This window comes from Blastococcus sp. SYSU DS0616, assembly GCF_054051015.1.
The window spans coordinates 63,523-88,402 of sequence record NZ_JBJHAJ010000015.1; the positions used below are offsets into that span (position 1 = coordinate 63,523).

Genomic DNA, 24,880 nt, shown 5'->3' on the forward strand with positions numbered 1-24,880 from the left:
CGCCACCTCGGTCCCGGCCCAGCCGGGTGAGTGGTGCCGCAGGGCGCCAGGGCGGTGCACCACCCGGTGCCCGCGACAACCGGAATGCGTGCGGCCTCGGTCGCGCGCGGAGCAGAAGGGCTGCGATATGGCAGTCGTCAGCATGAAGCAGCTGCTCGACAGCGGCGTGCACTTCGGGCACCAGACCCGTCGCTGGAACCCGAAGATGAAGCGCTTCATCTTCACCGAGCGCAACGGCATCTACATCATCGACCTGCAGCAGACGCTCGGGTACATCGACAACGCCTACGAGTTCGTCAAGCAGACGGTCGCGCACGGTGGCTCGATCCTCTTCGTCGGCACCAAGCGCCAGGCGCAGGAAGTCGTCGCCGAGCAGGCGACGCGCGTCGGCATGCCCTACGTGAACCAGCGCTGGCTGGGCGGCATGCTCACCAACTTCCAGACCGTGCACAAGCGCCTCCAGCGCCTCAAGGAGCTCGAGGACCAGGAGCAGACCGGCGTGCTGGTCAGCCTCTCCAAGAAGGAGCAGCTGGTCCTCAGCCGCGAGAAGGCCAAGCTCGAGCGCAGCCTCGGCGGTATCCGCGACATGCAGAAGGTGCCCAGCGCCATCTGGATCGTGGACACCAAGAAGGAGCACATCGCCGTCGGCGAGGCGCGCAAGCTCAACATCCCGGTCGTCGCGATCCTGGACACCAACTGCGACCCCGACGAGGTCGACTACAAGATCCCGGGCAACGACGACGCGATCCGCAGCATCACGGTGCTGACCCGGGTCATCGCCGACGCCGTCGCCGAGGGGCTCATGGCCCGGTCGGCCGCGCAGGCCAACGCCGGTCGTGAGGACGGCGGCGAGCCGGCCGTCGGCGCCGGCGAGCCGCTGGCCGACTGGGAGCGCGAGCTGCTCACCGGCGGTGGCGACGCCGCTGCCGCGCCGGCCGACGCCGACGCCACCGCCACCCCGCTGCCGGAGACCCCGGCGCAGCCGGCCGACGTCACCGTCGGCGAGGTCGCCCCGGTCGAGGACGTCCCCGCCACCACCGGTGGCAAGGAGACCAACGCCGTCTGACGGTCCGGCGCCGTCCTCCCGCTGATCGGCGGGAGGGCGGCGCCGCCGCACGGCCGTTCCACAGCACGCACCACCCGACCAGAGGGAAGAGACATGCCTGCCTTCACCGCTGCCGACGTCAAGCGTCTCCGCGACGCCACCGGCGCCGGCATGATGGACGCCAAGAAGGCCCTGACCGAGGCCGACGGCGAGTACGACAAGGCCGTCGAGCTGCTCCGGGTCAAGGGTGCCAAGGACGTCGGCAAGCGCCTGGAGCGCTCGACCACCAACGGCATCGTCGTCAGCAAGGACGGCGCCCTGCTCGAGCTCGACTGCGAGACCGACTTCGTCGCGAAGAACGCCGACTTCGTCGCCCTCGCCGAGCGGCTGCTCGCGATCGGCCTCGAGAACAAGGCGGCCGACGCCGCGGCGCTGCTGAGCACCGAGGCCGACGGGCAGACCGTCGAGAAGCTCGTCGAGGGCGAGTCCGCCCGCATCGGCGAAAAGCTGGTCCTCTCGCGCTTCGTCGCCTTCGACGGCACCACCGCCGTCTACCTGCACAAGCGGGCCACCGACCTGCCCCCGGCCATCGGTGTCGCCGTGCAGTACTCCGGTGGCAGCGAGGACGCCGCCCGCAGCCTGGCGATGCACATCGCCGCCGCGCGGCCGCGCTACCTCAGCCGCGACGAGGTCCCGGCCGAGGCGGTCGAGACCGAGCGCCGCGTGGCCGAGCAGACCGCCAAGGAGGAGGGCAAGCCCGAGCAGGCGATCTCCAAGATCGTCGAGGGTCGGGTCAACGCCTACTACAAGGACTTCGTCCTCCTCGAGCAGCCGTCGATCACCGAGCCCAAGCGCACGGTCAAGCAGATCGTCGACGAGGCCGGCCTGACCGTCGAGCGCTTCGCGCGCTTCGAGGTCGGCCAGGCCTGAGCCGCACCCGGTACCGATGACCGGCCCCGTTCCCCTCGTGGGACGGGGCCGGTCGTCTGTGCGGACGCCCCCCGCTCGGCAGGAGCCGGGCAGCGGGATGCGGCAGGATCACACACCACCGACAGCACCCATCGACCACTCCAGGGATGATTCGTTGACCGACACCACCGCGCCGCTCTCCGCCCCCACCGCCTTCCAGCCGGCCGACGGCAGCGGCTACCAGCGGGTGCTGCTCAAGCTCTCCGGTGAGTCCTTCGGCGGCGGCAAGGTCGGCGTCGACGCCGACATCGTGCGGGGCATCGCGGAGCAGCTCGCCGAGGTCGTCTCGCGGGGCACGCAGGTCGCCGTCGTGATGGGTGGCGGCAACTTCTTCCGTGGCGCGGAGCTGTCCCAGGCCGGCATGGACCGCACCAAGGCCGACTACATGGGCATGCTCGGCACGGTCATGAACTGCCTCGCGCTGCAGGACTTCTGCGAGAAGGCGGGCCTGGAGACCCGGGTGCAGTCCGCGATCACCATGGGCCAGGTCGCCGAGCCCTACATTCCGCGCAAGGCCATCCGGCACCTGGAGAAGGGGCGGCTGGTCATCTTCGGCGCCGGCGCCGGGATGCCCTACTTCTCCACCGACACCGTCGCCGCGCAGCGGGCGCTGGAGATCGAGTGCCAGGTCCTGCTCATGGGTAAGAACGGCGTCGACGGCGTCTACGACGACGACCCGCGCACCAACTCGGACGCCGTCATGTACCAGGACCTGGACTACGCGACGGTGCTGGCCAAGCAGCTGAAGGTGGCGGACGCGACGGCGATCAGCCTCTGCATGGACAACAAGATGCCGATCGTGGTGTTCGACCTGCTGCGCGACGGCAACATCGCCCGCGCCACCGCAGGTGAGAGGATCGGCACGCTGATCAGCCAGCCGGCCTGACGCCGGCCGCACCGATCGCGCACAGACGAGGACGCCGGCGGGACGACAACCGCCGCAGGAGGGACACCCCGTGATCGACGACACCCTGCTCGACGCCGAGGAGCGGATGGACAAGGCCCTCTCGGTGGCACGGGAGGACCTGGGGTCGGTGCGCACCGGCCGGGCCGCCCCCTCGATGTTCAACAAGATCATGGTCGACTACTACGGCGCCTACACGCCGGTGCCGCAGATGGCGTCGATCACCGTGCCCGAGGCGCGCATGGCGGTCATCAAGCCCTACGACATGAGCCAGCTGACGGCCATCGAGAAGGCCATCCGCGACAGCGACCTGGGCGTCAACCCGACCAACGACGGCCAGATCCTGCGGGTGGTGTTCCCCCAGCTGACCGAGGAGCGGCGCCGCGACCTGGTGAAGCAGGCCCGCGCCAAGGGCGAGGACGCCAAGGTGGCGATCCGGAACATCCGGCGCCGGGCCAAGGACGAGCTCGACCGCATCGCCAAGGACGGCGAGGCCGGTGAGGACGAGGTGCGCCGCGCCGAGAAGGAGCTCGACCACCTCACCGAGCAGCACGTGGCGCAGGTCGACGAGGCGATGAAGAACAAGGAGAGCGAGCTGCTCGAGGTCTGACCTCGCCGGCCGCCGCACGACCATGTCGTCTCCCTCCGCCGACCGCCCGGGTGCCCTGCGCCCGGGGGGTCAGCCGTTCCCGCGGCGCGGCGGCCCGATGTCGGGCGAGCGCCGTCGGGACGGCGACACCGGGCCGGTCCCGATCGCGGCCTCGCGTCCGCTGCCGCCGCTCCCGCCGCGCCAGCCGGTCCCGGTCCCGGACGACAGCGAGGTGGCCGAGCCCGATGACGTCCCCACCTCCACGGCTCTGCCCCTGCCCGAGGAGGTCGCGCAGCTCCCCACCACGGAGCAGCCGGTGAGCCGGGCCGGGCGGAACCTGCGCGCGGCCATCGGCGTCGGGGTGAGCCTGGTCGCGCTCGTCCTGCTGTCGCTGCTCCTCTGGCGGCCGGCGTTCCTGGGCGTGCTCGTCGCGGCGATCCTCGTCGCCGTCGTCGAGATCACCCGGGCCCTGGGCAAGGGCGGGTTCTCCGCCCCGCTGGTCCCGCTGCTCGTGGGGGCCTTCGCCATGGAGGCCCTCGCCTGGACGCGCGGCCCGACCGGCCTGCTGGCCGGCTTCTTCCTCACCGCGCTGGCGGTCCTGCTGTGGCGGCTGGCAGGCGGGCCGGTCGGCTACCGGAGGGACGCGGCCGCCGGGGTGCTGGTCGCGCTCTACGTGCCGCTGCTGGCCGGCTTCGCCGTGCTGCTCCTGGTGCCCGTCGACGGGGCCCTGCGGGTGATCGCCTTCATCGCCACGGTGGTGGCCAGCGACGTCGGTGGTTACGCCGCCGGGGTGATGCTCGGCAAGCACCCGATGGCGCCGTCGATCAGCCCCAAGAAGTCGTGGGAGGGCATGGCGGGCTCGGTGCTCACCTGCATGCTCGTGGCGACGCCGATCCTGGTCCTCGGCCTGGGCGCCCCCTGGTGGGGCGGGCTGGTCTTCGGCGCCGCGATCGCCGTCTCCGCGACCGTGGGTGACCTCGCCGAGTCGCTCATCAAGCGCGATCTCGGCATCAAGGACATGGGCGACCTGCTGCCCGGCCACGGCGGGATCATGGACCGGCTGGACTCGCTGCTGCCGTCCGCAGCCGTCGCCTACGTGCTGCTGACGGTGCTCGCGCCGGTCTGAGAGCCGGTACGGAGCGCCACCCACATCGAGCCGACCACCTCGAAGCCGCGGCGGGCGTACCAGTGCCGCGGCCAGTCGTCCGCCGCCGCCTCGAGCACCACCAGGTCGCAGCCGGCATCGACGGCGACGCCTAGGGCTCGGGCGAGCACCGCGTCCGCATGTCCCCGTCCGCGCGCGGCGGTGTCGGTCAGCACCGACTCGACGGCCGCGGTGGCGCCGTCGACGTAGAGCTGACCGGCCGCGACCACGGCGTCGCTCTCGCGGACGACGACGTCGTGCACGCGGACGACCTCGTCGTTGAGGTGCTCGCGACCGACCAGCTGGCTCACGACCTCGTCGAGGAGCTGCGGTGGGGCCGCCTCGCCCTCCCGCCACGAGCGACGCCACAGGTCGTGGACCTCCTCCTGGGCGACCACCTCGGCCCGCTCGCCGCCGGGGAGCCGACCGGCCGGCCGGGCCATCAGCAGCAGCTCCTCGACGTCCCACCCCCGGGCGGCCAGGTCGCCGGCCACGTCGCCGGCGCCCGCCCACCGCAGCGTCGCCGCCAGGTGCGGCCAGCCGGCGTCGGCGGCCACGGCGGCCGAGAGCCCGATGACGGTGCCGGCGTCGGTCGCCTCGGAGAGGAGGAGCCTGTTGTGCGCCCGGGAGTGCGGGAACCGGCGATCGGTGACGGCCACCCCGCCCGGTACGTCGCGCACCTCCACGGCCCGCCGCACCGTCATGGACAGGTAGAGGGCCAGCGCTCTTCCGAGCGCGTCGTCCGGCCGAGGCAGCACCGGCGCGGCGGGCGGCCGGTACGGGACGACGGCGACGACAGCCGACGTCGGCAGGGCGCCGAAGAGGTGCGGGAAGAGCATGTCGGCCGGATCCGCGGGTCGACCCGGCTCGAACCGCACGGGGACGGTCAGCCGAGCCGGGTCGACGACCAGCAGGACGAGGTCGCGTCGCCCGGGGAACAACCGCTGCGCGGGCAGGTGCACCTGGTCGGGCGTCGACAGGTGGACGAATCCGCCCGGGCCGGGCTGGATCGACCCCTGCCGCAGGGCGGCGCGCCACCGCGCCGGCTCCAGGAGGTGCAGGAGGACGTCGGTGCTCACCCCTGCGATCCTCCCTGGGTGCACGACGACGAACTGCCCGGCCCCACCGACTGGGGGACGACCGTCGGCGTCGGCCCGTGGGCGGGGCCGTGGCCGGACGATTCCCGCTACGACCCGCAGCTGCTCGCCGAGGGCGACCGGCGCAACGTCGTGGACCGCTACCGCTACTGGACGGTCGAGGCGATCGTGGCCGACCTCGACCGGCGCCGGCACCCCTTCCACGTCGCCATCGAGAACTTCGGCCACGACCTGAACATCGGAACGGTGGTGCGCACCGCCAACGCCTTCCTCGCGGCCGAGGTGCACGTGGTGGGCCGACGGCGGTGGAACCGGCGCGGGGCGATGGTCACCGACCGCTACCAGCGCCTCCGCCACCACGCCGACGTCGGCGGGCTGCTGGGGTTCGCCGCCGAGCGGGGACTCACCGTCGTCGCCGTCGACAACGGGCCCGGCGCGGTCCCGCTCGAGACCACCGAGCTGCCCGAGCGCTGCGTTCTGCTGTTCGGCCAGGAGGGGCCGGGGCTCACCGAGGAGGCGCGCGGCGGCGCGGCGCTCACCGTCTCGATCGCCCAGTTCGGCTCGACCCGCTCGATCAACGCGGGCGTCGCCGCCGGGATCGCCATGCACGCGTGGATCCGGCAGCACGCCGGTCCCGCTTAGCCCGCGAGGACCTCCCGCAGCCGCGCCGCGAACTCCTCTGGCTGGCCGGGCTGGCCGAACTCGCCGCCCATGAACCCGCCGTGGTGGCTCGGGAAGACGGCCAGCTCGGAGCCGAGGAGCCGCGCGGTCGCCTCGGCGGTACGCCAGGTGACCGTTCCCTGGGACTCGGTCCCGGCGGCGATCACCACCCGGCTGGCCGCGGACCGGAGCGCCTCGGCGTCCGGCCGGAAGGCGGTGACCGCGTTGGAGGCGCCCGAGAGCAGGGGGTCGGTACGCGATCCGTCGTCCTCGGCAGGCAGCCCGAAGACGGCCGGGTCGGGGGCGGCGATTTCGTCGGTGAACTCGCCCTGCCACGAGGTGAGCGCGATGAACGCGGCCATGCCCGCACCCCAGCCGCTCTTGTCGTAGGTGAGCTGCACCTGCCGTTCGGCGGCGAAGGCCTGCTCGGCGTCGGGCAGGACCGACAGGATCGGGGGTTCGTGCGCGACCAGGGTGCGCACGTCGCCGGGGTGCTCGGCCACCCAGGCGAGCGCGGTCACCGCGCCGCCGCTGCTGGCGAAGACGTCGACCGGACCGGCGCCGAGGGCCTCGACGAGCAGGTGGAGATCCTCGGCCTGACGGGCGGGATCGTGATCGGTGCGCCCGTCGGTGCGCGTGCTGCGGCCCAGGCCCCGCGGGTCCACGGTGACCACGGTCCTTTCGGGGAAGAGGCCGGCGAGCGTGCCGAACCCGCTCGCGTCCATCGGCTGGCCGATCATCAGCAGCGGCGGCTGTCCGTCCTCGGCCGGGAGGGGGCCGCGGACGTCGTAGACGAGGGTGGCGCCCGGTACGGGCAGCGACAGCGTGGTGGTCATGCCCTTCCGACCGGCGCGCCGACCGGAACTCATCGGTGCAGCGGGGGATCGGGGTCGATGCCGCGGGCGTGCAGCGCCGACTCGACGGCCTCGCACACGGTGCGAACGACGGCCACGCGCGCCCACCGCTTGTCGTCGGCCGGGATGACGTGCCACGGGGCCACCGGGGTGTCGGTGCGGTCGAGCATCTCCTCGACCGCCGCCTCGTACTCGCCGCGCTTCTCCCGGTTGCGCCAGTCCTCGTCGGTGAGCTTCCACGCCTTGTAGGGGTTCGTGCGACGGGACTCGAAGCGGTGGAGCTGCTCCTCGGGGGAGACGTGCATCCAGAACTTGACCAGCACGGTGCCCTCGGCGGCCAGCGAGGTCTCCAGGTCGACGATCTCCTGGTAGGCCCGGCGCCACGCCTCCTCCGTGGCGAAGCCCTCCACCCGCTCGACCAGCACCCGGCCGTACCAGGAGCGGTCGAGCACGGCCATGCCGCCCCAGCCGGGCAGGACCGGCCAGAACCGCCACAGGAAGTGGTGCCGCTTCTCGTCGTTCGTGGGAGCGGCGAACTGCGCCACCCGGACGTGCCGGGGGTCGAGCTCGCCGACCAGCCGCTGGATCGCGCCGCCCTTGCCCGAGGCGTCCCAGCCCTCGAACAGCACCAGCAGCGGCGGGCCGAGCTCACCCGGCCCGATCTGCCCGCCCAGCAGCAGGCGCAGATGGACCAGGCGCTCCTGCGCCGCGGCCAGCTGTTTCTTCCCCTCCTTCTTGTCCAGGGAGAGGCTCAGGTCGACGTCGTCCAGCCGGCTCATGGCCCCAGACCCTGCCAGGGATTCACCCCGCTCGCGTGAGTTCGGTCTCCGGACCGGCCCCGGTGGCCCGGGGGAGTGGGACCATGGAGTGGTTATGACTGCCCTGCCCCTGGTCTTCGATGCCCCCCGCCGCGGCAAGCCGCCGCGCCACCTCGCCGATCTCACCCGCGAGGAGGCCCGCGCGGCGGTGGCCGAGCTCGGCCAGCCGGCGTTCCGGGCCGACCAGCTCGCCCGGCACTTCTACCGCGGGGTCACCGACACCGCACTGATGACCGACATCCCGGCCGCCGCCCGCGAGTCGCTGCGCGAGGCCCTGCTGCCCGGGCTGCTGACCGTCGTCCGCCACCAGACCGCGGACAACGGTCGCACCCGCAAGACGCTCTGGCGGCTGCACGACGGGGCGCTCGTGGAGAGCGTCCTCATGCGGTATCCCGACCGCGCCACCGTCTGCATCTCCAGCCAGGCCGGCTGCGGCATGGCCTGCCCGTTCTGCGCCACCGGCCAGGCCGGGCTCACCCGCAACCTCTCCGCGGCCGAGATCATCGGCCAGGCGGTTGCGGCCGCCGCGGACATGGCCAACGGGGAGGTCGCCGGTGGGCCCGGGCGGCTGTCCAACGTGGTGTTCATGGGCATGGGGGAGCCGCTGGCCAACTACGCCCGGGTGCGCAAGACCCTCGACGCGCTGCTCGGCACCGCCCCCTACGGACTGGGCCTCTCGCAGCGGTCGGTCACCGTCTCGACCGTCGGCCTGGTGCCGGCGATCCGCCGGCTCACCGAGGAGGGGCGCAACGTCACCCTCGCGGTCAGCCTGCACGCCCCCGACGACGAGCTGCGCGACACCCTGGTGCCGATCAACACCCGCTGGAAGGTCGGCGAGGTCATCGACGCCGCCGACGCCTACGCGCGGAAGACCGGCCGGCGCTACTCGGTGGAGTACGCGCTCATCCGGGACGTCAACGACCAGCCGTTCCGCGCCGACCTCCTCGGGAAGCTGCTGGCCGGGAAGCTCGCGCACGTCAACCTCATCCCGCTGAACCCGACGCCGGGCAGCCCCTGGGACGCCAGCCCGCTGCCCGCGCAGCGGGAGTTCGTCGCCCGGCTGCGGGCGGCCGGTGTCGCGACCACGGTGCGCGACACCCGGGGCCATGACATCGACGGCGCCTGCGGGCAGCTCGCCGCCGCCGACCGGGTCGAGGGAGTGCCGGCCGTCGCGATCCCCGTCCCGGCCGTCGAGGAGCCGGTGCCGCTGGGCGCCGAGGCCGACCAGGGGTGAGCACGGCGCTGCCCGACGCCGAGGCCCACGAGCACACCCACGGCGACGTCTCGGGCGGCTGGCTCCGGGCCGCGGTGTTCGGCGCCATGGACGGCCTGGTCACCAACACGGCCCTGGTCGCCGGGGTCGGCGGGGGCGGCGCCGCACCGCGCGCGATCGTCCTGGCCGGCGTGGCGAGCCTGGTCGCCGGCGCGGTCTCGATGGCGCTGGGCGAGTACACCTCGGTCAAGACGCAGAACGAGCAGCTGGACCTCGAGATCGAGAAGGAGCGGCGGGAGCTCACCCGCAACCCCGCCGGCGAGCTCGCGGAGCTGACCGCGATGCTGCAGGACCGCGGGGTGGACGCGCGGCTGGCCCGGCAGGTCGCCGTGCAGCTGTCGGCCGATCCGGAGATCGCCCTGCGGCTGCACGTGCTGGCCGAGCTGGGCGTCAACCCGGAGGAGCGCCCCTCCCCACGGGTGGCGGCGGTCTCGTCGTTCCTGACCTTCGCGACGGGCGCCGTGCTGCCGCTGCTGCCGTACTTCCTGGGGGCCCCGGTCCTGTGGGTGGCTCTGCTCAGCGGGGGTCTGGGTCTGCTGCTGGCCGGTGCGCTGTCCTCGCGCTTCACCCCACGGCCCTGGTGGTACGCGGGCCTGCGCCAACTGCTGTTCGGCGCCGCCGCGGCGGGCGTCACCTACCTGATCGGTGCGGCGATCGGCGTCGCGGTCACTTGAGCCGGCGCCGTTCGCCGTCCGGGACGCCGTGGCGGCGTCCCGGACGAAGGAACTAGCGGCGCCAGGCGGTCTTCTTGCGGCGGATGTCCCAGATGAGGACCGTCGCCATGACGGCGGCGAGGCCGATCAGCCAGAGGTCCTCCACCCGGCCCTCGTGGTTGCCCACCAGGTAGAGCAGGATCACCGCGGTCGCGATCCAGCCGCCGATCTGGCCCCACTTCCCGGTCTCGCCGTGCCAGCCCCAGTCCTCGGGCTGCTCGTGCTCCACGGGGTGCTCGCCGGCGCGGACGACGGCCTCTTCACGGCCGGGCTGGTTGACCCGCTGGGTCGACGGGGAGTGCAATGCCTCGGTCACCCCGCCATTCTGGCAGGAGCCGGTCCCGCGCACGCCCCGAGGTGGCTCCTCGGCGGGTCGTCACCGGTCGCAGGAGAGGCCGGCCGCGACCACGGCGGCGGCGGTCTCCGCGGTGGGGAGGCGCAGGAGGGCCGGGCCCACCGGGTCGGATGCGGGCAGGATGGGGACGGCTCCCACCTCCGACCGGGCGAGCGCGATCAAGTCCACCACGGAGGTGCCAGGGTCGACCGCGATGGCATCGGCGGCGGTCCATGCCAGCGTCTGCAGGCGCCACGGGTGCAGACCTGACGCGCGGGCCCGGTCGAGCAGGGACGACAGGACCGTGCCGGCGGCACCGGCCCGTCCATCCGGGTCGACGGTCGCCGGCACCCACCGGTCGTCGACCAGGTGCTCGGGGTGCCGTGACCGCACGAGGGCCAGTGCGGTCGCGCCGTCGACGTGAACCTCCCCGGTGGACTCGAGGAGGAGGCCCGCCGCGGGGTCGCGCACGGCGCGGGGTACGTCGAAGGTGAGGCCGCCGACGGCATCCACCGTCGCCGTGAAGCCGGCAAGGTCCACTGTGACCAGGTGATCGGTGGGGATGCCGAGGCCGCACAGGCCGTCGACCAGGGCCTCCGGCCCATCCAGCCAGGCCATCGCCAGCCGGCCGGGGCGCTCGCCGGCCTTGACCAGTAGGTCCCGGGGGACGGAAACAGCAGTGGTCTCCGTGTCCGTCTGGTGCACGACGACGACGACGTCGGCGCGGCTGCCGGGCACGTCCTCGGCGCTGCCGAACTCCGCGGTGGTGGCGCCCGCGGGCAGGTGTGCCCGTGAGTCGAGGCCGACCAGCACCCAGGTCCGCCCGTCGGCGTCTCGGGGGCCGTCGGACAGGTCGACGTCCACCCGGTCGATGCGCGAGCCGACGAGGACGACGTCCACCGTCAGCGCGACGAGCAGTCCGGCCAGCAGGAGGAACGCGATGCGGCGGAAACGGTGGCGGAAACCGGAACGCGCCGGACGCCGGCCAGGGAGGTCCTGGCCGGCGTCCGGCGCGTGTTGTGCGGTCATGCTCAGGCCTGCGAGGCCCCTGGAGAGCGACGACGGCTGGCGATGAGTGCGCCACCGCCGACCACGAGGAGGCCGGTGCCCAGCGCCAGCGGCACGGCGACGCTCGCGCCGGTGTCGGCCAGCCTCGGGCCGGCCGCGGCGTCGCTGATCGTCAGGGCCTCCTGGAAGTAGGTGCCCATGCTCCCGTCATAGGCCAGGTCGTGGTCGCCGGCCGGGGTGCCCGCGGGAATGGCGAACGTCACGGTGACCACACCGTTGCCGTCCGCGTCGAACGTGCCGATCGTCTGCGGGGTCGAGTGCAGCGTGACCGTGACCTTCTCGAACGGCTTGAAGCCGCTGAGGATCCTGGTCACCGTCTCACCCACGGCGGGGGCCTTGGCGGTGGTGTCGGAAGACTTGCTGGCCACACCGGGGGTGTTGGCGGCAGTGCCGCGCAGGGTGCCGACGGGCTTGCCGCCCGGAGTGACGGTGACGGTGAAGTTGGCGTACTCGAACCCGTCGTCGTACTGGTCGCACAGCACCGAGAACTCATAGGCGCCGAACTCGGTCGGAGCGGTCTGCGTCATGCTCCAGGAGCCATCCGCCTCGGGCTCCAGGGCGTCGGCCCACTGCGGGTCGTCGACGGCCGGGAGAAGAACGGCGGCCACGGGGATCCCGTCGGTGCGCGGGAGGCACCCGGCGCCGGAGACGGTGTATTCGGCGCCGGGGGCGACGGTGGCCGAGCTGAGGCTCACGGTCGGCATGGCGGGCGCTGCCAGGGCGGCGGGCGCCACGGCCAGGCCGAGGACGGTGCTGCCGAGGGCGAGCCCGGTGGCCATGGCGGCGCGGAGCGGGAACACACGGGGCATCTAATTTCTCCGGTCTGGTAGTGGGCCCGGACTTCCGAGCCGTCGAGATGAGTATCGACACGCAGAGGAATCAGATGTAGCCAATCGCCCACGACACGCCGCGAAAACTCGCACCGCTCGGTCAGATCGCACGACGAGTGCAGGACGGGCATTTCGCGCTATGGCATGTCCTGCCAAGTGATCGAGGTTCGTTGGTGGGGGGTCACCGTGAGCGGCGGTGTCGCTCTCCGCTCGCTCACCCCGTCCCGGCGCCATCGGCGCCCGTGGTTGGCAGGATGCCCGCATGAGCCAGCCGCGCGAGGTCACCGTCCTCGGCTCCACCGGGTCCATCGGCCGGCAGGCGCTGGCCGTCGCCGCGCAGAACCCCGACCGGCTCCGCATCACCGGCCTGGCGGCAGGAGGAGGGGATGTCGGGCGGCTCGCCGAGCAGGCGCTGGCGCTCGGCGTGCGCACCGTCGCCGTCGCGCGGGCCACCGCCGCCCAGGACCTCCAGCTGGCCTTCTACGCCGCGGCGCAGCAGCGCGGCTGGGCCAGGGGGGAGTTCGCGCTGCCCGAGATCCTCGCCGGCCCGCGCGCCGCCGAGGAGCTGGCGACCCGCCCGGCCGAAGTCGTCCTCAACGGGATCACCGGCTCGATCGGGCTGGGGCCGACGCTGTCGGCGTTGCGGGCCGGGCGCACCGTCGCCCTGGCCAACAAGGAGTCCCTCGTCGCCGGTGGTGACCTGGTCCTCGCGGCGGCCGCCCCCGGTCAGCTGGTGCCGGTCGACTCCGAGCACTCCGCCCTCGCCCAGTGCCTGCGCGGCGGCTCGCGCGTGGAGGTCGCCCGGCTGGTGCTCACCGCCAGCGGGGGACCGTTCCGGGGTCGCACTGCCGCCGAGCTCGCCGAGGTCACGGTGGCGGATGCGCTGGCCCACCCGACGTGGGCGATGGGCCCCGTCGTGACGATCAACTCGGCGACCCTGGTCAACAAGGGGCTGGAGCTGATCGAGGCGCACCTGCTCTTCGGCGTCCCCTACGCCGACATCGACGTCGTCGTGCACCCGCAGTCGATCGTCCACTCGATGGTCACGTTCGCCGACGGCGCCACGATCGCGCAGGCCAGCCCGCCGGACATGCGGTTGCCGATCGCCCTGGGGCTGGCCTGGCCCGACCGCCTGCCCGACGTGCAGCCGCCGCTGGACTGGTCGACCGCGAGCACCTGGGAGTTCTTCCCGCTGGACGAGCAGGCGTTCCCCGCCGTGCGGCTGGCCCGCGCGGCGGGAGAGGCCGGCGGAGTGGTGCCCGCCATGTACAACGCCGCGAACGAGGAGGCCGTCGCCGCCTTCACGGCGGGTCGCCTCTCGTTCCCAGGAATCGTCCAGGTCGTCGCGCGTACCCTCGACGCCGCGCCGGACCTCGGCGCCCCCACCTGCGTCGAGGACGTGCTGGCGGCGGAGAAGTGGGCCCGGGAGCACGCCCGGGGCGTCATCGCCGGAGGCTGAGCTGAGCGGGATCCTGCTGACGGTCGTGGGGATCGTCCTGTTCGCCCTCGGCCTGATGTTCTCCATCGCCTTCCACGAGGCGGGCCACTTCTGGTGGGCACGGAAGTTCGGCATGCGGGTGCCGCAGTTCATGGTGGGCTTCGGCCCCACCGTGTTCTCCCGGCGCCGCGGCGAGACCGAGTACGGCGTCAAGGCCATCCCGCTGGGCGGCTACATCCGCATCGTCGGCATGATCCCGCCGGCCGAGGAGGGCGAGAGCAAGCGGGCCACCCGCATGCGCAGCTTCATCGCCGAGGTGCGGGGGCAGGCGCTCAACGACGTGCGGCCCACGGACGGCGACCGCGTCTTCTGGAAGAAGCCGTGGTGGCAGCGGGTCATCGTCATGTTCGCCGGCCCCTTCCACAACCTGGTGCTCGCCGTCGTCCTCTTCACGGTCGTGCTGGTCGGCTTCGGCATCCCGGAGATCACCACGACGATCCGCCAGGTGCCCGAGTGCGTCCTGCCGGCGGGCGCTGCCACCGCCACGGCCGAGGACCCCTGCTCCATCCCGATCACGCCGGCGGGGGAGCGCTGCGAGGCCGGGGCGGCCGACTGCTCCCTGCCGCCGCGCAGCCCCGCCGTCCGGGCCGGGCTCCAGCCCGGTGACACGGTGGTCGCCCTGGACGGGGAGCCGGTTCCCCGGGAGACCGACGTCGGCTGGGAGCAGGTGCAGGAGACGATCCGGGCCAATGCGGGTGAGCCGGTCGTCTTCACCGTCGAGCGCGACGGGGAACGCGTGGACCTCACCGTCACCCCGATCCAGAACCTCGTCTACGCCGACGAGGACGGCGAGACGACCCAGACCGTCGGGTTCGTCGGGATCAGCCCCCTCCAGCGAGAGGTGCGCCAGTCCTTCGCCGAGGTGCCCGGCCACTTCGGCGACATCCTGGTCCGGTCGGTCGACCGGCTGGTCGAGATCCCCGAACGGGTGCCGCAGCTGTTCCGCGCCGCCTTTCTGGGCGAGGAGCGCGACCCGCTGGGGCCGATCGGGGTCGTGGGCGTCAGCCGCATCTCCGGCGAGGTCTTCGCGCTGGAGCAGTTGTCCCCGGTGCAGAAGATCGGGTACTTCATCCAGCTGCTGGCCGGGTTGAACCTGGTGCTGTTCCTGTTCAACCTGCTGCCGATCTACCCGCTCGACGGCGGGCACGTCGCCGGGGCGCTGTACGAGAAGGCGCGATCGGTCGTCGCACGGCTGCGTGGCAAGCCCGACCCGGGTCCCTTCGACATCGCCCGGCTGATGCCGGTCGCCTACGCCGTCGCCGGGCTCTTCCTGGGGCTGTCCCTGCTGCTGCTCATCGCCGACGTGGTCAACCCGGTCAGGCTGGCTGGGTGACCGGCGCGGCCGGTGCCGCGGTGCGGCGGACCGGCCGGGAGGCGATCAGGACGCCGCCCACCACGAACCCGCCGGCGACGAGCTCCACCGGGTCGAGGATCTCGCCGAAGGCCAGCCACGACGCGAGGACGCCGACCACCGGCACGAGCATGGAGAACGGTGCCACCACGTTCGACGGGTGGCGCGACAGCAACGTGTTCCAGATGCCGTAGCCGATGAGCGTCGCCACCACGACGACGTAGAGCAGGCCGAGCACCGACGGCAGCGCCTCGGCCGTGACCGCGGTCGACAGCGAACGCAGGATGCGGTCCGGTCCCTCGACGAGCAGCGCCAGGGCCAGCATCGGCAGGGGTGGGATCGCCGCCGTCCAGAGCGTGAGGTGCAGGGCGTTCGGGGCCTGGGCCCGCCGACTGCAGACGTTGCCGATCGCCCAGCCCAGCGCGCCGCAGAGGGTGAGGACCACGGGCAGCCAGGCGGCCGTCTGCGCCCGGTGGACCGCGATCGCGGCGAGGCCGAGGACGGCGATACCGACCCCGGCGAGCTGCCGCGCGGACAGTCGCTCGTGCAGCCAGAAGCCGGCGATGAGCACGGTGAAGGGTGCCGACGCCTGCAGCACCAGGGAGGCCAGCCCGCTCGGCATGCCGGCGGCCATCCCGGCGTAGAGGAAGGCGAACTGCAGGATCCCGATGCCCACCGCCACCCCGATCAGCCAGCGGAGGGGAACGGGAGGGCGGGGGATGAGCAGGACCGCGGGCAGGCCCACGAGGGCGAAGCGCAGGGCGACCATGAACAGCGGTGGGAACTGCTCGAGCGCCAGGGCGGTGGCCGGGAAGTTCAACCCCCAGCACACCGCGACGAGGCAGGCGAGGAGGCGGTCGCGGAGAGGCACGCCAGAAAGCGTGCGTCTCCGCTTCGATGAAGGACAAGCACGAAGTCGTGAACGGTCCCTGTAGGTTCACTACATGAACGACGCCCCGGGCCTGTGGGACCGGGTCGACCCCGCGCAGCTCCTCCTCCTGCGCGAGCTGGCCGAGCACGGGTCGGTGACCGCCGCCGCTCGCTCCACCGGGCGGACGCCGTCGGCGGTGTCCCAGCAGCTGAAGGTGCTGCAGCGACGGGTGGGCGTGCCTCTGGTCGAGCGGCTCGGCCGGGGCGTCCGCCTGACCGACGCCGGCAGGGCGCTGGTCGGCATTGCCACCGGCGTCGCCACCGCGCTGGCCGTCGCCGAGGCGGACTGGGCCGGTTACCGCGGCGGCGCCGGCGGGACGGTCCGCCTCGCGGTCTTCCACTCCGCCGGCGAGCTGCTGGTCCCCGGGCTGCTCGACCGGCTGGCCGCGGTTCCGCAGATCGCCCTCGAGACGTATGACGAGGACGTGTCGCAGGACGGCTTCGCGGCGCTCACCGCGGGCTACGACATCGTGGTCGCGCACCGGTCCGACGACGTGGTGCCCCCGGACCGGGCGGGTACCGAGGTCCGGCTGCTCCTGCGGGAGCCGCTGGACGTCGCCCTGCCCCTGGACCACCCGCTGGCCCGGCGGGCCCGCGTGAGCCCGCTCGACGTGATCGGCGAGCAGTGGATCGCGCCCCCGGCCGAGTTCCCGATCGACCGGGTGCTGACGGCGATCGCCGCGCGGGCGGGGCGACCGGTGCACGTCGTGCGCCGGACCACGCACCTGCCCCTGATGGAGAAGCTGGTCGCCCGGGGGCACGGCATCGCACTGCTGCCGCGGCACACGACCCGGGAGCGGGCCGAGGGGCGGCTGGCGCTGGTGCCCCTGGCCGACCTCCGCGCCGGGCGGATCGTCGAGGCGCTGGCGCGCCCGGACAAGGCCGCCCGGCGCGCGGTGCGGACGGTGCTCGGCGAGCTCGTGGCGGAGGCGGAGCCCTACCGGGACCGCGACGCCGGCCGCGCCTGACCGGTCGGCGGGCGCGGCGCCGCGCGGTCGTCGTCGTCCAGCCCGACCGACGTCACAGCAGCGCCACCAGCATCGATCGCGCCGCGGGGGATACTGGCCCCATGGCGATCCCCGTGGGCCTCGGCATGCCCGCTGCTCCTCCGCCCGTCCTGGCCCCGCGCCGGAAGACCCGCCAGTTGATGGTCGGTGGCGTGGGCGTGGGCAGCGACCACCCGGTCAGCGTGCAGTCGATGTGCACGACCAAGACCGCCGACATCAACGCGACCCTCCAGCAGATCGCCGAGCTCACCGCGTCGGGGTGCCAGATCGTGCGGGTCGCCGTGCCCGACACCGACGACGTCGAGGCGCTGCCGATCATCGCGAAGAAGTCGCAGATCCCGGTGATCGCCGACATCCACTTCCAGCCGCGCTACGTGTTCGCCGCGATCGACGCCGGCTGCGCCGCCGTCCGCGTCAACCCGGGCAACATCAAGAAGTTCGACGACAAGGTCGGCGAGATCGCGAAGGCCGCGAAGGGCGCCGGCGTCCCGATCCGGATCGGCGTGAACGCCGGGTCGCTGGACAAGCGGCTGCTCGCCAAGTACGGCAAGGCCACGCCCGAGGCGCTGGTCGAGTCGGCGCTGTGGGAGTGCTCGCTGTTCGAGGAGCACGACTTCCGCGACATCAAGATCTCGGTCAAGCACAACGACCCGGTGGTCATGGTCCGCGCCTACGAACTGCTGGCCGCCCAGTGCGACTACCCGCTGCACCTGGGCGTCACCGAGGCCGGCCCCGCCTTCCAGGGGACGATCAAGTCCGCCGTCGCCTTCGGGGCGCTGCTGAGCCAGGGCATCGGCGACACCATCCGCGTCTCGCTCTCCGCGCCGCCGGCCGAGGAGGTCAAGGTCGGCAACCAGATCCTGGAGTCGCTGAACCTCAAGCAGCGCGGGCTGGAGATCGTCAGCTGCCCGTCCTGCGGCCGGGCCCAGGTCGACGTCTACAAGCTCGCGAACGAGGTCACCGCCGGCCTGGAGGGCATGGAGGTGCCGTTGCGCGTCGCCGTCATGGGGTGCGTCGTCAACGGTCCGGGTGAGGCGCGCGAGGCCGACCTGGGTGTGGCGTCGGGCAACGGCAAGGGCCAGATCTTCGTCAAGGGGGAGGTCGTCAAGACCGTGCCGGAGTCCCAGATCGTCGAGACCCTCATCGAGGAGGCCATGCGGATCGCCGGGGAGCACGTCGACGCCGGCGAGCCTTCCGGGCCGCCGGTCGTCACCGTCAGCTGACCCGTGCTCCGAACGCCCAGCGCCCGCGTCCTCGACGAGGCCGACGAGCCGGCGGTGCACCGGCTGCTGGCCACCGACCCGGTTGCTGCCTGCGTGCTCGCGGGACGGGTCGAGGTCGCGGGGACGGCGGCGCCCGCCCTCGGAGCCCCGCTCTGGGGCATCGGCAGTGGCCGCGAGCTGGACGCGGTGTGCCTGGCCGGCGCCAACCTCGTCCCGTTCGCCCGGCCCGGGGCCGAGCGGCCCGCCGCCGTCGCCTTCGCCGAGCGGGCCCGCCGGGCCGGGCGCCGCTGCTCCACGATCGTGGGCCCGTCGGCCGCCGTGGCACCGCTGTGGGAGCTGCTCGAGCCCTCCTGGGGCCCGGCCCGCGACCACCGGCCCCGGCAGCCGCTGCTGGCGATCGACGGCCCGCCCGCCGTCGCGCCCGAGCCCCGGGTGCGGCCGGTGCGCCCGGACGAGCTCGAGGTCCTGCTGCCGGCGGCCGTCGCGATGTTCACCGAGGAGGTCGGGGTCAGCCCGCTCCGGGTCGACGGGGGCGCCGGGTACCGGGCGCGGGTCGACGAGCTGGTCCGGGCCGGCCAGTCGCTGGCGTGGATCGAGGACGGGCGCGTGCTGTTCAAGGCGGAGATCGGCGCGGTCTGCCGGGCCGCCTGCCAGGTGCAGGGCGTGTGGGTCGCGCCGACCCTGCGCGGCCGGGGGATCGGCACGGCCTGCACCGCAGCGGTGGTCGAGTACGCCCGAGCCGCCATCGCGCCGGTCGTCAGCCTGTACGTCAACGACTACAACACCCGGGCCCGCGCGTCCTACCGTCGGGTGGGGTTCCGCGAGGTCGGCGAGTACGCGAGCGTCCTCTTCTGAGCCGTCTCATTCGTCTGACAATCTGTGACCGTGTCGACACGACGACGTCTCGCTCTCCCGGCCGCTCTGATCGTGCTGACCGGCCCGGTGCTGGCCGGCTGCTCGGGCAACAGCGAGGACGACGTGCGGGCCGCGGCCCAGGCGTTCCTCGAGGACTGGGCGGCGGGCGACGTCCCTGCGGCGGCCGACGCGACCACCGATCCGGACGCCGCGGCGGCGCTGCTCGCGCAGACGGCCGACGACCTGCCCGGCGCCGAGCTGGCCACCGAGGTCGGCGAGGTGACCGTCGACGACGGCTCGGCCACCGTCGGCTGGACCGCGACCTGGGACCTGGCAGCGGCACCGGAGTGGAGCTACGAGGCCACCTTGCGGCTGCGGGAGGGCGACGACGCCTGGGAGGTGGTCGCCGAGCCCGCGATGGTGCACCCCGAGCTGGCGGAGGGTCAGCACCTCGAGCTCGACCGCACCCTGCCCGATCGTGCGCCGATCACCGATGCGACCGGTGCCCCGCTGTTCACCCCCACCGAGGTGGTCAACGTGGGCGTCGACCCGGCCCGCGTCACCGACCTGCCGTCACTGGCGTCGGCGCTCGGGGCGGCCACCGGCATCGACCCCCAGGAGATCGTCGCGGACGTCCAGGCGGCGCCGGAGGGTCAGTTCGTGCCGGTGATCTCCCTGCGCCGCCCCGACTTCGAGGAGATCCGCGCGCAGGTGTTCGACCTGCCCGGTGCGGTCTTCCCCACCGAGACCCGTCTGCTCGCCCCGACGGCGCGGTTCGCCTCGGCCCTGCTCGGCCGGGTGGGGCCGGCGACCGCGGAGATCATCGAGGAGACCTCGGTGGACGGGCAGCCGCGGTACGCCGCCGGTGACCAGCTCGGCTTGTCCGGGCTGCAGCGGGCGTACCAGGACCAGCTCACCGGCACACCCGGGTTCACCGTGTCGGTGGTCAGCACCGACGAGGCGACCGGTGATGCAGGCCGGGAGATCGCCTCGGTGGCCCCGGTCGCCGGGGAGCCGCTGCAGACCCCCCTGGTGCCGGAGATCCAGAACGCCGCCGACGCCGCCGTGGCGGGGGAGTCCCGCCCCACCCACCTGGTGGCCGTCCGCCCCGGCACGGGGGAGATCCTCGCTGTCTCCTCGAACGAGGCGGCGGACCCGGGCAACGCCCTGCGCGGCCAGTTCCCGCCCGGATCGAGCATGAAGACGATGACGGCCACCGCCCTGGTGACGGCGGGTGGCCTGACGCCGGAGACGCCGGTCGCCTGCCCGGCCACGACCACGGTGGAGGGGCGGGAGTTCGAGAACCAGGACCAGTTCGACCTGGGCACCGTCCCCTTCACCGAGGCCTTCGCCCAGTCGTGCAACACCACCTTCATCCAGCAGGCCCTCGAGCTGCCGGACCCGGCGCTCGCCGAGGCGGCGGCGGCCTACGGCGTGGGCACCGACTGGGAGCTGCCGGTCGACATCTTCGGCGGCAGCGTCCCGCGTGACAGCACGGGCACGGGCAAGGCGGCCGACGCGATCGGCCAGGGCCGGGTGCTGATGAGCCCGGCCCAGATGGCCCTGGTCATGGCCGGTGTCGCCGGGGGCACGCCGGTGGCGCCGGTCGAGGTGGTCGGCGCCGAGGCGGCGGGGCCGGTTCCGGCCGGGCCATCGGCCGCGGTCCTCGACGCGCTGCGGCCGATGATGCGAGCGGTCGTGCTGTCGGGGACCGCTCAGGCGCTGCCCGACCGGGGCGAGGTCCACGGCAAGACCGGCACCGCGGAGTACGGCACGAAGACGCCGCCGGACTCCCACGGCTGGTTCGCCGGGTACCAGGTCGCCGGACCGGCCGGTGACATCGCCTTCGCCGTGCTCGTCGAGGGCGGGCAGTCCAGCAGCGCCGCGGTCGCGGTCACCGACGCGTTCCTCGGCGCTCTCTGAGCGTCGCGGCGTCCGGATCCCGCCTCGCGCCGGGGGAGCGAGGGCAGGGGCCTGCTACCGGGGTGGCAGCCCGGGGAGGGCGCGCGTCACGGGCGTCTGGCCCGCGGCCTCCCGCCAGCCGACCGCCCGCACCTCCGCGGCGCTGAGCACCTCCATCGCCAGCGTGCGCGTGGTCCGCTCCTCGGCCCGGTCCAGAACCCGCACCCAGGCGGCGGTGACGCCCTCCTCCAGCACCGCGGCGAGGGCGGCGGCGTCCACCGCCGAGAGCACCGGGAAGGGCAGCGCGTAGCCGGCCTCGGGCAGCACGGGGTCCGTGCCGCGCCCGTCGAGCAGGGTGATCAGCTGGTCCCGCACGTCGCGGTGCCCGGCCTCGGCGGTCGCGGCGGCCGCCCGGCCGCCCGCACCCAGCGCCGCCCCGACCACGCCGTATCCCCACACGGCGGCGTGCTCGGCGGCCAGCGCGGCGTTCAGGGCGTCGTCCTCGGGGGAGGGGCCGGTGGTCTCGTCGTCAGCCATGGCCGATCTTCCTCACGCCAGTCGTGCCTCGTGACCGCGCAGTCCCGCGGCGATGGAGCCCAGCAGCGCCGCCCGCCCTCCGGTCTGGCCCAGGGCGGCGGCGGCGTGGGAGGTGGCGGCGGCGGCGACCTGCGCCCGCAGCCAGGCCTGCCCCTCGCCGGCCGGGGGCGTGTCCGGTGGCGGGGTGGCCGACGGGCTGCTGCCCGGCGTGGCCGCGCGGAGGCGGTCGAGCTGCTCGCCGGCCTGGGTCGCCAGGTTCCCGGCGGCAGCGGCGAGTGCGGGGTCGGCGTCGAAGGCCAGCTCGTACGCCCGGACGAGGGTCTCCTGGACGCCGACCTGCGCCGCCAGCTCGTCGGCCTGCGCGCTGGTCACGGTGTCGCGTTCCTCGACCGGCGGCGAGGAGGTGCAGCCGGCGGCCACCACGGCGACGCCGGCGGCGGACGCCACCAGGAGGGTCCGACGGGTGAACGCCCGCCGACCGGGACGAGGGGTGCCAGACATCGCCGTCCATCCTCGCAGCTCGACCGCACCGGCAGCCGGTCGCGCGGTCGGGCGGGCGCGCCGCGTCGTCGGGACGTCCACCGCGTCACCCTGCCCCCGTGCGCCCCAGTGGGCGCAGGGTCCGGCCGGAGCGGTCCGGTCGCCCCGCGCCGGGCCGCCGTCCCGGGGTGGGCGGTAACCTGAGCTCTTCCCCTCGACACCGGGCCCGGCCAGCGACGCAGGTCCGCGGCGCCGGGCCGCAGAACTGCGCGCACGGCACCGTGCCGCCGACCGAGCCTGAGGAGGCCAGCGTGTCCGCCTCTCGCGGAACCCAGCGGAGCGACCCCGCCACCGACCGGCTGACCGCCTGGATCCGCCCGGTCGTCACCGAGGCCGGGTACGACCTGGAGGAGCTCGTCGTCACCCCCGCCGGCCGGCGCAGCGTCGTCCGCGTGGTCGTCGACCGCGACGCCGGTGTCACCCTCGACGACATCGCCGAGGTGAGCCGGGCGGTCTCCGACGTGCTCGACCGCAACGACGACGGGATGGGCCGCACGCCCTACGTCCTCGAGGTGACCAGTCCGGGGGTCGACCGGCCGCTCACCGAGCCGCGCCACTGGCGCCGGAACACCGGTCGGCTGGTGGTGGTGGGGGTGGGCCCCGCCGGGGCCGTCGAGCAGCTCACCGGACGGATCACCGCGGTGGACGGCGACGGCGTGACCCTGGCGGTCGAGGCCAAGGGGAAGCCGGGGGCGAAGAAGCGGCCCCCGCAGCCGCGCCAGGTGCCGTGGGCGGAGCTCGGGGCGGGGCGGGTGCAGGTCGAGTTCGGCCGCGCCGACTCCCCCGACGACATCACCGACGACACCGCGGACGACATCGCGGAGCACGACGCCGCCGAGCTCGACGACCTGGACCAGGCCGGGCTCGCGGACGACGACGGAGGAGAGAAGTGAACATCGATGTCACCGCGCTGAAGGCGGTGGAGCGGGAGAAGGGCATCCCGGTCGACACGGTCATCGAGGCGCTCGAGACGGCCCTGGTCACCGCCTACCGGCACGCCGACGGGGCGGCGAAGCACGTGCGCGTGCACGTGGACCGCAAGAGCGGCGAGGTCGCCGTCCTCGCCCAGGAGATCGGCGCCGACGGCGAGGTCGTGCGCGAGTGGGACGACACCCCGTCGGACTTCGGCCGGATCGCGGCCAGCACCGCCAAGCAGGTCATCGTCCAGCGGCTGCGCGACGCCGAGCACGAGCAGACCTTCGGCGAGTACGCCGGCAAGGAAGGCGACATCGTCAGCGGCATCGTCCAGGCCGACCAGCGGCGCAACGCCAGCGGCATCGTGATGATCGACATCGGCAAGGTCGAGGCCGTGCTCCCCTCCGCCGAGCAGGTTCCGGGGGAGACCTACACCCACGGCAACCGGATCAAGGCCTACGTGGTGGCGGTCTCCCGCACCTTCCGCGGCCCGCAGGTGACGGTGTCGCGGACGCACCCGAACCTGGTCCGCAAGCTGTTCGCCCTCGAGGTCCCGGAGATCGCCGACGGCAGCGTCGAGATCGTCGCCGTCGCGCGCGAGGCGGGGCACCGCTCGAAGATCGCCGTCCGCACCGCGGTGCCCGGGCTGAATGCCAAGGGGGCCTGCATCGGCCCCATGGGGCAGCGGGTGCGCAACGTGATGAGCGAGCTGCACGGCGAGAAGATCGACATCGTCGACTGGTCGGACGACCCAGCGGACTTCGTCGCCTCGGCGCTCAGCCCGGCCCGGGTGAGCAGCGCCCGCCTCGTCGACCCTCAGGCGAAGGCGGTGCGCGTCGTCGTCCCCGACTACCAGCTGTCGCTGGCCATCGGCAAGGAGGGGCAGAACGCCCGCCTGGCCGCCCGGCTGACCGGCTGCCGGATCGACATCCGCAGCGACGCCCAGGCCGACGACGCCGACGCATCCCCCTCTCCGGGGGTAGGCCGCCCGCCGCTGCGGTCCGGGTTGCCACCCCACCCGGGCGGGGGGCGTGGCGGGGCGCCCGGGGCCCGATCGCAGGCTCCCGCGGGGGGTTCCCGCTCGGCTCCCCGCCGCGCGGAACAACGCGGACCGGCCACGCGCTAGAGTTGAGGATGGCCGAAACGTCGACTCCGGTCCGCACCTGCGTGGGGTGCCGGAAGCGGACGTCGGTCACCGACCTGCTGCGCGTCGTCGTCGTGGCCGGGGACCTCGTCCCCGATCCGCGGCGGCGCCTCCCCGGTCGTGGTGCCTCGCTGCACCCGACCGCGGAGTGCCTGCGCGCAGCGGAGCGACGCCGGGCCTTCCAGCGGGCGCTGCGATGCAGCACACCGCCGGGGGCCGGCCCGCTCCGGGCTCACGTCCTGGGTGCCTCCGCGGAGGCCACCGGGGCCGGGTCGGGGGAGGACAGCAGTACCCAGTCGGGTCGGCACCAGGCCGGTCCGCACGTCGACAGGACACCGTCGGATGACTCAGCCGTGAAGTTCTCACGATGACCATGCGCCACTAACGACGAGGTCGAGCGGGCAAGCCGCCGGCCTCACCAAGAGGAGACCCGTGCCAGGCAAAGCCCGCGTACACGAACTCGCCAAGGAGTTCGGTGTCGACAGCAAGACCGTGCTCGCCAAGCTCAAGGAGCAGGGCGAGTTCGTGAAGTCCGCGTCCTCGACCGTCGAGGCCCCCGTGGCCCGACGGCTCCGCGAGGCGCTCGGCGCCGCCACCGGTGGCGGCAACGGCGGGGCAGCCCCGCGCCCGAGCGCCCCCGCTCCCACGCCGGCCGCGCCCACGGCTCCGGCCGCGGCGCC

General features: G+C 73.8%; 26 protein-coding genes and 1 pseudogene. 18 read left to right on the forward strand and 9 right to left on the reverse strand.

Annotated features, from left to right (window positions below):
• Positions 1-127 precede the first annotated feature (127 nt).
• The 5 genes from rpsB to ACI79K_RS12875 all read left to right on the forward strand — a co-directional run bounded on the left by rpsB (position 128) and on the right by ACI79K_RS12875 (position 4,633).
• Positions 128-1,066 (forward strand): 30S ribosomal protein S2, encoded by a 939-nt coding sequence (gene rpsB, locus ACI79K_RS12855; protein WP_456588785.1) that lies wholly within the window; start codon positions 128-130, stop codon positions 1,064-1,066.
• A gap of 93 nt (positions 1,067-1,159) precedes the next feature.
• Positions 1,160-1,975, forward strand: coding sequence for a translation elongation factor Ts (gene tsf / locus ACI79K_RS12860; RefSeq protein WP_456588784.1), 816 nt, complete (start codon positions 1,160-1,162; stop codon positions 1,973-1,975).
• Between the two features lie 154 nt (positions 1,976-2,129).
• Positions 2,130-2,900, forward strand: a complete 771-nt coding sequence (gene pyrH / locus ACI79K_RS12865; RefSeq protein WP_456599891.1) for a UMP kinase — start codon at positions 2,130-2,132, stop codon at positions 2,898-2,900.
• A 70-nt stretch (positions 2,901-2,970) separates the two neighbouring features.
• Positions 2,971-3,528, forward strand: coding sequence for a ribosome recycling factor (frr, locus tag ACI79K_RS12870; protein WP_456588782.1), 558 nt, complete (start codon positions 2,971-2,973; stop codon positions 3,526-3,528).
• A gap of 211 nt (positions 3,529-3,739) precedes the next feature.
• On the forward strand, positions 3,740-4,633 hold the full coding sequence (locus ACI79K_RS12875) for a phosphatidate cytidylyltransferase (protein WP_456599892.1): 894 nt from the start codon (positions 3,740-3,742) through the stop codon (positions 4,631-4,633).
• Here ACI79K_RS12875 and ACI79K_RS12880 read toward each other — a convergent pair.
• Positions 4,600-5,730 (reverse strand): GNAT family N-acetyltransferase, encoded by a 1,131-nt coding sequence (locus ACI79K_RS12880; protein ID WP_456599893.1) that lies wholly within the window; start codon positions 5,728-5,730, stop codon positions 4,600-4,602. The two genes, ACI79K_RS12875 and ACI79K_RS12880, sit on opposite strands and share 34 nt — an antisense overlap.
• An 18-nt stretch (positions 5,731-5,748) precedes the next feature.
• Between ACI79K_RS12880 and ACI79K_RS12885 the strand changes: the two genes are divergently transcribed.
• The gene (locus ACI79K_RS12885; protein WP_456599894.1) at positions 5,749-6,390 is read left to right on the forward strand and encodes a TrmH family RNA methyltransferase; all 642 of its coding nucleotides are present in this window, start codon (positions 5,749-5,751) and stop codon (positions 6,388-6,390) included.
• On the opposite strand, the gene ACI79K_RS12890 is transcribed toward ACI79K_RS12885, so the two are convergent.
• On the reverse strand, positions 6,387-7,244 hold the full coding sequence (locus ACI79K_RS12890; RefSeq protein WP_456588778.1) for an alpha/beta fold hydrolase: 858 nt from the start codon (positions 7,242-7,244) through the stop codon (positions 6,387-6,389). The genes ACI79K_RS12885 and ACI79K_RS12890 overlap by 4 nt on opposite strands.
• Before the next feature lie 29 nt (positions 7,245-7,273).
• A complete protein-coding gene (locus tag ACI79K_RS12895) occupies positions 7,274-8,041 on the reverse strand; it encodes a polyphosphate kinase 2 family protein (RefSeq protein ID WP_456599895.1) in 768 nt (255 codons plus the stop codon).
• Between the two features lie 94 nt (positions 8,042-8,135).
• On the opposite strand from ACI79K_RS12895, the gene rlmN reads away from it, so the two are divergent.
• Entirely contained in the window at positions 8,136-9,314 is a 1,179-nt protein-coding gene (rlmN, locus tag ACI79K_RS12900; RefSeq protein WP_456599896.1) for a 23S rRNA (adenine(2503)-C(2))-methyltransferase RlmN, read from the forward strand.
• Positions 9,311-10,027 carry a VIT1/CCC1 transporter family protein gene (locus ACI79K_RS12905; protein ID WP_456588775.1) on the forward strand — a complete coding sequence of 239 codons (717 nt, stop codon included), beginning with the start codon at positions 9,311-9,313 and terminating at the stop codon, positions 10,025-10,027. Before rlmN ends, ACI79K_RS12905 begins: the two co-directional genes overlap by 4 nt.
• A gap of 52 nt (positions 10,028-10,079) precedes the next feature.
• Here ACI79K_RS12905 and ACI79K_RS12910 read toward each other — a convergent pair whose 3' ends face one another.
• From ACI79K_RS12910 to ACI79K_RS12920, 3 genes are read right to left on the reverse strand one after another with little or no spacing between them, the layout of a single operon-like run.
• Positions 10,080-10,382: a DUF2631 domain-containing protein gene (locus ACI79K_RS12910; RefSeq protein ID WP_456588774.1), complete on the reverse strand. Its 303-nt coding sequence runs from the start codon at positions 10,380-10,382 to the stop codon at positions 10,080-10,082.
• Positions 10,383-10,442: 60 nt separating this feature from the next.
• Positions 10,443-11,429 (reverse strand): LCP family protein, encoded by a 987-nt coding sequence (locus ACI79K_RS12915; RefSeq protein WP_456588773.1) that lies wholly within the window; start codon positions 11,427-11,429, stop codon positions 10,443-10,445.
• 2 nt (positions 11,430-11,431) lie between these two features.
• Positions 11,432-12,277, reverse strand: coding sequence for a hypothetical protein (locus ACI79K_RS12920; protein WP_456588772.1), 846 nt, complete (start codon positions 12,275-12,277; stop codon positions 11,432-11,434).
• A gap of 283 nt (positions 12,278-12,560) precedes the next feature.
• Here ACI79K_RS12920 and dxr point away from each other — a divergent pair, with 283 nt between their 5' ends.
• Positions 12,561-13,757, forward strand: a complete 1,197-nt coding sequence (gene dxr, locus ACI79K_RS12925; RefSeq protein ID WP_456599897.1) for a 1-deoxy-D-xylulose-5-phosphate reductoisomerase — start codon at positions 12,561-12,563, stop codon at positions 13,755-13,757.
• Positions 13,758-13,782: 25 nt separating this feature from the next.
• A complete protein-coding gene (locus tag ACI79K_RS12930) occupies positions 13,783-15,129 on the forward strand; it encodes a M50 family metallopeptidase (protein WP_456596908.1) in 1,347 nt (448 codons plus the stop codon).
• Here the strand turns inward: ACI79K_RS12930 and ACI79K_RS12935 are convergent.
• Complete coding sequence (locus tag ACI79K_RS12935) at positions 15,113-16,018, reverse strand: EamA family transporter (RefSeq protein WP_456588769.1); 906 nt, start codon at positions 16,016-16,018, stop codon at positions 15,113-15,115. The two genes, ACI79K_RS12930 and ACI79K_RS12935, sit on opposite strands and share 17 nt — an antisense overlap.
• A 73-nt stretch (positions 16,019-16,091) precedes the next feature.
• Here ACI79K_RS12935 and ACI79K_RS12940 point away from each other — a divergent pair, with 73 nt between their 5' ends.
• The 4 genes from ACI79K_RS12940 to ACI79K_RS12955 all read left to right on the forward strand — a co-directional run bounded on the left by ACI79K_RS12940 (position 16,092) and on the right by ACI79K_RS12955 (position 21,085).
• Positions 16,092-17,045: a LysR family transcriptional regulator gene (locus ACI79K_RS12940; protein WP_456588768.1), complete on the forward strand. Its 954-nt coding sequence runs from the start codon at positions 16,092-16,094 to the stop codon at positions 17,043-17,045.
• A gap of 101 nt (positions 17,046-17,146) precedes the next feature.
• Complete coding sequence (gene ispG, locus ACI79K_RS12945) at positions 17,147-18,307, forward strand: flavodoxin-dependent (E)-4-hydroxy-3-methylbut-2-enyl-diphosphate synthase (RefSeq protein ID WP_456588767.1); 1,161 nt, start codon at positions 17,147-17,149, stop codon at positions 18,305-18,307.
• A 3-nt stretch (positions 18,308-18,310) separates the two neighbouring features.
• Positions 18,311-19,162 carry a GNAT family N-acetyltransferase gene (locus tag ACI79K_RS12950; protein WP_456588766.1) on the forward strand — a complete coding sequence of 284 codons (852 nt, stop codon included), beginning with the start codon at positions 18,311-18,313 and terminating at the stop codon, positions 19,160-19,162.
• A 30-nt stretch (positions 19,163-19,192) separates the two neighbouring features.
• Entirely contained in the window at positions 19,193-21,085 is a 1,893-nt protein-coding gene (locus tag ACI79K_RS12955) for a penicillin-binding transpeptidase domain-containing protein (RefSeq protein WP_456599898.1), read from the forward strand.
• A gap of 54 nt (positions 21,086-21,139) precedes the next feature.
• Here ACI79K_RS12955 and ACI79K_RS12960 read toward each other — a convergent pair whose 3' ends face one another.
• Positions 21,140-21,601, reverse strand: a complete 462-nt coding sequence (locus ACI79K_RS12960) for a ferritin-like domain-containing protein (RefSeq protein WP_456588764.1) — start codon at positions 21,599-21,601, stop codon at positions 21,140-21,142.
• Positions 21,602-21,613: 12 nt separating this feature from the next.
• Complete coding sequence (locus ACI79K_RS12965) at positions 21,614-22,102, reverse strand: hypothetical protein (protein WP_456599899.1); 489 nt, start codon at positions 22,100-22,102, stop codon at positions 21,614-21,616.
• Positions 22,103-22,392: 290 nt separating this feature from the next.
• On the opposite strand from ACI79K_RS12965, the gene rimP reads away from it, so the two are divergent.
• The 4 genes and pseudogenes from rimP to ACI79K_RS12985 all read left to right on the forward strand — a co-directional run.
• Positions 22,393-23,034 carry a ribosome maturation factor RimP gene (gene rimP / locus ACI79K_RS12970; RefSeq protein ID WP_456599900.1) on the forward strand — a complete coding sequence of 214 codons (642 nt, stop codon included), beginning with the start codon at positions 22,393-22,395 and terminating at the stop codon, positions 23,032-23,034.
• A complete protein-coding gene (gene nusA / locus ACI79K_RS12975; protein ID WP_456588761.1) occupies positions 23,031-24,182 on the forward strand; it encodes a transcription termination factor NusA in 1,152 nt (383 codons plus the stop codon). Before rimP ends, nusA begins: the two co-directional genes overlap by 4 nt.
• A gap of 8 nt (positions 24,183-24,190) precedes the next feature.
• A complete protein-coding gene (locus ACI79K_RS12980; protein ID WP_456588760.1) occupies positions 24,191-24,571 on the forward strand; it encodes a YlxR family protein in 381 nt (126 codons plus the stop codon).
• Between the two features lie 61 nt (positions 24,572-24,632).
• Positions 24,633-24,776, forward strand: a pseudogene (locus tag ACI79K_RS12985) (translation initiation factor IF-2 N-terminal domain-containing protein); the annotation flags it as partial.
• Between the last annotated feature and the right edge of the window lie 104 nt (positions 24,777-24,880).

What these genes read in the sequence shown, in the direction of transcription:
- ACI79K_RS12980 (WP_456588760.1), top strand. Translation starts at nt 24,191, where the DNA reads ATGGCCGAAACGTCGACTCCGGTCCGCACCTGCGTGGGGTGCCGGAAG.
- ACI79K_RS12915 (WP_456588773.1), bottom strand. Translation starts at nt 11,429, where the DNA reads ATGACCGCACAACACGCGCCGGACGCCGGCCAGGACCTCCCTGGCCGG.
- ACI79K_RS12890 (WP_456588778.1), bottom strand. Translation starts at nt 7,244, where the DNA reads ATGACCACCACGCTGTCGCTGCCCGTACCGGGCGCCACCCTCGTCTAC.
- ACI79K_RS12895 (WP_456599895.1), bottom strand. Translation starts at nt 8,041, where the DNA reads ATGAGCCGGCTGGACGACGTCGACCTGAGCCTCTCCCTGGACAAGAAG.
- ACI79K_RS12940 (WP_456588768.1), top strand. Translation starts at nt 16,092, where the DNA reads ATGAACGACGCCCCGGGCCTGTGGGACCGGGTCGACCCCGCGCAGCTC.
- ispG (WP_456588767.1), top strand. Translation starts at nt 17,147, where the DNA reads ATGGCGATCCCCGTGGGCCTCGGCATGCCCGCTGCTCCTCCGCCCGTC.
- rpsB (WP_456588785.1), top strand. Translation starts at nt 128, where the DNA reads ATGGCAGTCGTCAGCATGAAGCAGCTGCTCGACAGCGGCGTGCACTTC.
- ACI79K_RS12965 (WP_456599899.1), bottom strand. Translation starts at nt 22,102, where the DNA reads ATGTCTGGCACCCCTCGTCCCGGTCGGCGGGCGTTCACCCGTCGGACC.
- tsf (WP_456588784.1), top strand. Translation starts at nt 1,160, where the DNA reads ATGCCTGCCTTCACCGCTGCCGACGTCAAGCGTCTCCGCGACGCCACC.
- dxr (WP_456599897.1), top strand. Translation starts at nt 12,561, where the DNA reads ATGAGCCAGCCGCGCGAGGTCACCGTCCTCGGCTCCACCGGGTCCATC.
- ACI79K_RS12920 (WP_456588772.1), bottom strand. Translation starts at nt 12,277, where the DNA reads ATGCCCCGTGTGTTCCCGCTCCGCGCCGCCATGGCCACCGGGCTCGCC.
- rlmN (WP_456599896.1), top strand. Translation starts at nt 8,136, where the DNA reads ATGACTGCCCTGCCCCTGGTCTTCGATGCCCCCCGCCGCGGCAAGCCG.
- ACI79K_RS12960 (WP_456588764.1), bottom strand. Translation starts at nt 21,601, where the DNA reads ATGGCTGACGACGAGACCACCGGCCCCTCCCCCGAGGACGACGCCCTG.